The 5,528-nt window shown below is 60.4% G+C and carries 4 protein-coding genes; 1 reads left to right on the forward strand and 3 read right to left on the reverse strand.

The genetic code is table 11. From position 1 onward, the window contains the following. Positions 1-229 (forward strand): hypothetical protein (locus tag ENN83_RS09220; RefSeq protein WP_414707645.1); only part of this gene is annotated, 229 nt, incomplete at its 5' end. 263 nt (positions 230-492) lie between these two features. Here ENN83_RS09220 and ENN83_RS09230 read toward each other — a convergent pair. From ENN83_RS09230 to ENN83_RS09240, 3 genes are read right to left on the reverse strand one after another with little or no spacing between them, the layout of a single operon-like run. Continuing rightward, complete coding sequence (locus tag ENN83_RS09230; RefSeq protein ID WP_287186167.1) at positions 493-1,518, reverse strand: DUF4236 domain-containing protein; 1,026 nt, start codon at positions 1,516-1,518, stop codon at positions 493-495. Between the two features lie 3 nt (positions 1,519-1,521). Continuing rightward, positions 1,522-2,487 (reverse strand): GIY-YIG nuclease family protein, encoded by a 966-nt coding sequence (locus tag ENN83_RS09235; RefSeq protein WP_287186168.1) that lies wholly within the window; start codon positions 2,485-2,487, stop codon positions 1,522-1,524. Beyond that, positions 2,484-5,501: a type III restriction-modification system endonuclease gene (locus tag ENN83_RS09240; RefSeq protein ID WP_287186170.1), complete on the reverse strand. Its 3,018-nt coding sequence runs from the start codon at positions 5,499-5,501 to the stop codon at positions 2,484-2,486. The genes ENN83_RS09235 and ENN83_RS09240 overlap by 4 nt, the downstream gene beginning before the upstream one ends. Positions 5,502-5,528 lie beyond the last annotated feature (27 nt).

A 5,528-nucleotide genomic window follows, 5' to 3' on the forward strand; every position in this document is an offset into this window, starting at 1 on the left:
GGCCCGGCCATGGGCGCTGCGAGTAGCGGGTTTCGCGCTCGCCGCGCTCACCATCGCCCTGTTCATTCTCAACCTCCGCCGATCAGGCGAGCGCGCAGGTCGCGCCACCGAACGGATCGACCAACTGGAGCGCGCCAATGCAATTCAACACCAGATGCTGGACGCCGCCGCGCGCCGCCCTCGCAGCCGCGACGATATTCTCGACCGGCTGCGCAGGGGTAAATTCTGACGCTCTGACCAGCGCCTGCCCACCGGTCGTGGAGTACAGGAAAGCCGAACAGCTGCGTCTGGCGGCGGAATTGGCGGCATTGCCAGAAGGCGCGGTTATCCCGGAGTGGCTGGCGGATTATGCTGTGCTGAGGGAGCAGACGAGGTCGTGTCGGTAAAGGGGCAGATCATCCGTCATATTGATGGCGCGGGCACCGCGATCCCGCTGATCTGATCGCATGAATCCCGACGATGAAAAACGCGTCGCCGCAAATCACGCAAGGATCATGGCGTCGCACCCAGCCGTTGCGCGATGTCTTCGAAAGCCGGATCGGCAGCATAGATGCGCTCGAACTCGCTGCGGGCGCGGGCGCGTTGCCCTGCTTCTTCATAAAGCACAGCCCGGTCATAGCGGATCTGATGCAACAATCCCTCCGGCCGGTCCTTGCGGCGGCGGTTGGCCCGCGTGAACACATCGATCGCTGCATCCGGCATGCCAAGTGCGGCCAGTGCGCGGCCACGATAAAGTAGGATCGCCGTATCGACTGGTGTTTCGTTTTCGACATGCACAGTGGCGCGGACCACGCGGTCCATGAGAGCGAGGTCCTCGGGAGTGTCGAGCGCCAGTTCCGCGAAGGACAGCACCACCACCGGGTCGCTCGGGTCGATCTCAAGCAATCGCTCGACATGCACCATGGCATCTTCATGGCGACCCTGAAGCTGCGCGATTTCCACCAACGCCAGCCTTGTCCCGCGTTCTCGCGGAAAGACATGGGCGAAAATGTCGGACGTGATCGGCAGGCTGGCCTGTGCGGTGATCTCGTATTTACCAAACAGCCTGCCCAGATCACTGAGACGGGCCAGAGCATGTTCGAAATGCGCCCTGGCGCGGTCGAGTTCCTCGCGCCGCAGGCGGATCATGCCGGCCATCCAGGCGGCATCGGGCAGATCGCGCGCCTCTTCCAGCGCCGCCACGGCTGCATCCTGATCGCCGTCGTTGAGCGCGCGGATGCCGTCAATGAAGCGCTTTTCCTCAGCCGGGGTCGTCAACCGCTGGACGAACCCCAGCTTCAGCCGGTCACGCTGCGGCACCTTGGGTGCCGGTGCCGCGCCCCCTCGGCCGGCGCGCTGACGGTCATGTACCGTGTAGAACAGCCCCGTGCCCGGCAGGCCAGCCGTCGCACGATTCCCGCGCGGGCTGATCGTGTATTTCGCGCCGCGCGGGCCGAACGACAGAGACGCGTTGGATTTCGACAGGTTCAGCGTGACCCCAGGGGCCAGACGGATGCGGCGCCAGAAGCGAAAAGGCATGTCCTATGCCTCCGGGAAGTGTGTGTGTTCGCCGCTCCCATTATTCCCATCGCCTTGGCCGGCTTCCCATTCTGCATAAGTGCGGCCATCGGGGAGCTTCCAAAGTATCCGGCCATTTGCACTCGCACCAATGACTGCCGCGGCCGCAGATGAGGCGGACGTGAAGCTGTAGGCGCTTGTGAATACGAGAAAATCGCCCTCCTGTTGGAGGACGCCCTTGTCGACAAGAGTGTTCCGAAGTGTGACTGTGCCCCTCGGGATCGTTCGCGTTGTCCGCACTCTTGCCTTCGACCCTGCCGTGACGACGAAATCACCTGAAGGTCCGATCTCCATTTCTGCGGCAAAACCGTCGCCGCGGAAGAAGAAACACGGGCTTTCATCTATGTCAGCGGTCGGAAGTTCCCGCTCTACGACCTGCTCCGGCGCTCGACCTCGGACCTGACGAAAAAGATCCCAGCCAAGGGCTCCAACCAGCGTTTTCGTCTGATCCACGAATTCATCCATAGCGGCACGGTCCTGCAGCGGCAGTTTGCCGGCGTCCTCGGACGGTTTCCGCGTATTCGGCATTGTCCAGCGAGGATTGCTCCCAACACTACGGATCAGGCAGGCCTCGACATAGCGCGCATGGCTCTTGGTCAGATTTTCATCCTTGCTGATCAAGACGACCGTGTCGGTCCAGAAACCCTTGGCGTCACGGCCAGCCTCATTCGAGTTGTGATACGACAGGCGAGCACCAACGCCCTCGGACTCGCCGATATACGCAAGCTGTATGTCTTGCGCCTCTTCGTCAGCCCCGATCAGGATGTAAACGCCGGGCCGCTCGATCTCTGAAAACGCTTCGCGCACGCGCCTCAGCTGGTTGCGTCGGAAGGCGATAGCCTGAATCGTCGACATCGAGATTTGCGCGACCCGAACGCCATTCGGGTCGCCGTCGAGCAGGAAGATGTTGATCGAGCGCGGTTTTGTCATGCTGCGGGTCCGACCAGGTCCATCAGCTTGCCGTAGTCGGTAACCACTTCATATTTAACGCGGTCCTGCGCGACTCTCTGGCTGATCTCCGCAAAAAACTTCCGTGCGCACTCGATCTTCGTCTTTTCGATCTCGCGCAACTTCATGGTCGACATCGTGCCCTTAGTCTCGGCGACGAAATAGATGTGCCTGACGCTGCCAGCCTTAAAGGTTATCGCCCAATCGGGGTTGTAGTCCCCCACAGGCGTTGGAATCAGGAAGCCACGCGGCAGCTTGGCGTAGACAACCACTTCGCTGCTTGTATCCAGCTCTTTCACGAACGCCTTTTCGACATCCGAGTCCGTGATCGCATAATCGTAGACATGATTTTTGAGCTTCGCCGTAGCTCGGGAGAAATCCTGGCCGGTCTGGTTCGCGGTGAAGATATCGACGTCATACCGCTCATTGACTTCGTCGTAGGCCAAACGCTCGATCACCATGGCCGCCTTCTGCTCGGCGATGATGCGCGAGGCTTCTGAGATAAAGTGTTCCGGGTTACTTGTGAACTGTTCGAAAACTACAGGAGCGATTTGGCCCAGAATGGTCGCAGCCGTTTCTCGCGTCAGCTGTGCGTTTTCGGCCACCTTCCCGACGAGGTCGTACTTCACGAGAGAGTGGATAGAGCCCCCGTGCTCGGTCGTTGTGGTGGTGACCATGAAACCGTCGCCGCTGCGAAGCTGGCTGTCAGTCAATCTGTCATTCTGTAAGCCGACCTGAACGGTGTACTGCAAGGGGGTGATCCGCAGCTGACTATCCAGCGCGCTGACGCACTTGCGGATCAGCTCCGCTGAGTCGAATTCAACCCGGTAGACCGCCTTGCGGTTGATACGCGCCCAAAGCTCCTGGAACTCCTTCTTCTCGAAATTGGCATTGAGCGGATTGGTCTTCGGTTTGCGACCGTCATCGACTTTGGGCAGTTGTGCATCGCTGAAAACGCTGTCGATGAGCTGGAACACCTGCTCCGCGTGAGGTTTGAGGTCCTCGGGCAAGTCCGCCAGTTTCCCCTCTGCCTTGGCCTGATGATAAGTGTCAGCGATCTGGTCCGTATCGTCGGTGTAGTCATTCTTCACCAGATAACGGTAGATCTGCTTGGCCATGGCGGCAGTCACCTCGACCGGACCATGCTCGGTCGTGAGCGTCTTTCCCGTGAAATATTCTTCGGTTGCCTGCCGCGGACGCGACGAGAGGGTCTCCGCTATTTCCTTCTGCAGACCAGCGACGAAGTCCTTGTAGCTCTCGCTCGCCACCACGGTCAGCACGTTGATGTCGTGCACCACCGCCGGATGGTCCATCCGATCACCGTGCTGGTCGACACTCAGCCGCAGGCCGCGTCCTACCTCCTGGCGGCGGGAAATGGTGTTGTCGCTGTGCTTCAGCATGCACATAACGAAGACGTTCGGGTTGTCCCAGCCCTCACGCAGCGCCGAGTGTGAGAAGATGAACCGGGTGGGTTCGGCGAAGGAAAGCAGTCGCTCTTTGTCCTTCAGAATGAGGTCGTAAGCGTCAACGTCGTCGCTATCGGCCGAACGTTTTCCAAAGGCCGGGTCCTTGAGGCGGTTCGTCTTCTTGTCGATCGAGAAATAGCCGTTGTGGGTCTTGGCCGGATCGATGCCCGCGAGACACTTCCGGTACGCCTCGTTGTCGATCGCAAGCTCCGACAGGTATTCGGCTTTCAGCAGCTCGTACTCTTCCTCGAAAACCCGCGCATACTCGCCTTTCTCGTCGGCCTGGTCGTAGTCCCGATACTTCACCACTTCGTCGATGAAGAACAGCGACAGGACTTTGATGCCCTGTGCGAATAGCTGCTTTTCCTTGTCCAGGTGCGCCTTGATCGTCTCGCGGATCTGGATGCGACGGATGTCGCGCTCAGACACGTCGCCGTTCGCCTCCCCGGCGCGCAGCACTTCGCCATTCGTGAATTCGACCGTGTCGTTGACAGCGTCGATCTGGCTGATCGTGAAGCCGCGGTACTGGTCCAGCTCACCCGACTTCACGAACAGGTCGTCGCGGAACTCAAGGCGCTTCAGCTGACGTTTGATCTCTCCCGACGCCAGCTTCACCTCCATCTCGATCCGCGCCACGGGGGCCTTCTTCGAGATTTCGATGCCCTCGAGGTAAAGGTAGGCATTGGTGCCGGCCAGCCCGCGGGTCTGGATGCCGCGCACTGCGATCTTCTTGACCAGCTTCTGGTTGTAGGCGTCCAGCGCGTCCAGCCGATGAACGCGGTTATGCTGGGTCCGGTGGGTCGCCGAATAGCGCAGGATGAAAAGCGGCTTGAACTTTGGCAGCGCCTCCATCGTCGCCGCGCCTTCCATCTTCTGCGGTTCGTCGAGGATCAGGATCGGCCGGTTCGAGGCGATCACGTCGATGGGCTTGCGCGACTGGAAGTCGTCCAGCTCCTCGTAGATGCGCCGGTTATCGGCCCCGCGCGCGTTGAACGCCTGAATGTTGATCACCATCACGTTGATCCCGGCGTCGGACGAAAAGCTTTCCAGCTCGTGCAGGCGCTTGGAATTATAGATGAAGAACCGCGCCTTCTTGCCGTAGCTTTCGGTGAAATGGTCCGCCGTGATCTGCAGCGACTTGTAGACCCCCTCGCGGATGGCAATCGACGGCACCATGATGATGAACTTCGACCAGCCATAGCGCTTGTTCATCTCGAAGATGGTCTTGATGTAGCAGTAGGTCTTGCCCGTGCCGGTCTCCATCTCGACGTCGAGGTGAACACGGGTCGCGGCGAGAGCGCCGTGCTTGTAGCCGGCCGCGACGGGCACGCGCTCGCCTCGGGCGTTGAAGGTCGTGAAATCCGTCAGCGACTGCGAGACGGGCAGGTTCTGGCGCCGCTGGACGGATTGGATGTTCTCCAGGATCTGCGCATCGGTCAGGGCGAGGTCGGCATTCTTGAAGCCTTCCTCGAACGCGCTGGCCTGCGCCTTGCGGCCGGGGTCGATGCGGTAGGTCAGGCCAGAGGTCATGGGCTGACCGGCGAAGCAGTCGACCAC

This window comes from Rhodovulum sp. (genome assembly GCF_011048875.1).
GTDB lineage: Bacteria > Pseudomonadota > Alphaproteobacteria > Rhodobacterales > Rhodobacteraceae > Rhodovulum > Rhodovulum tesquicola.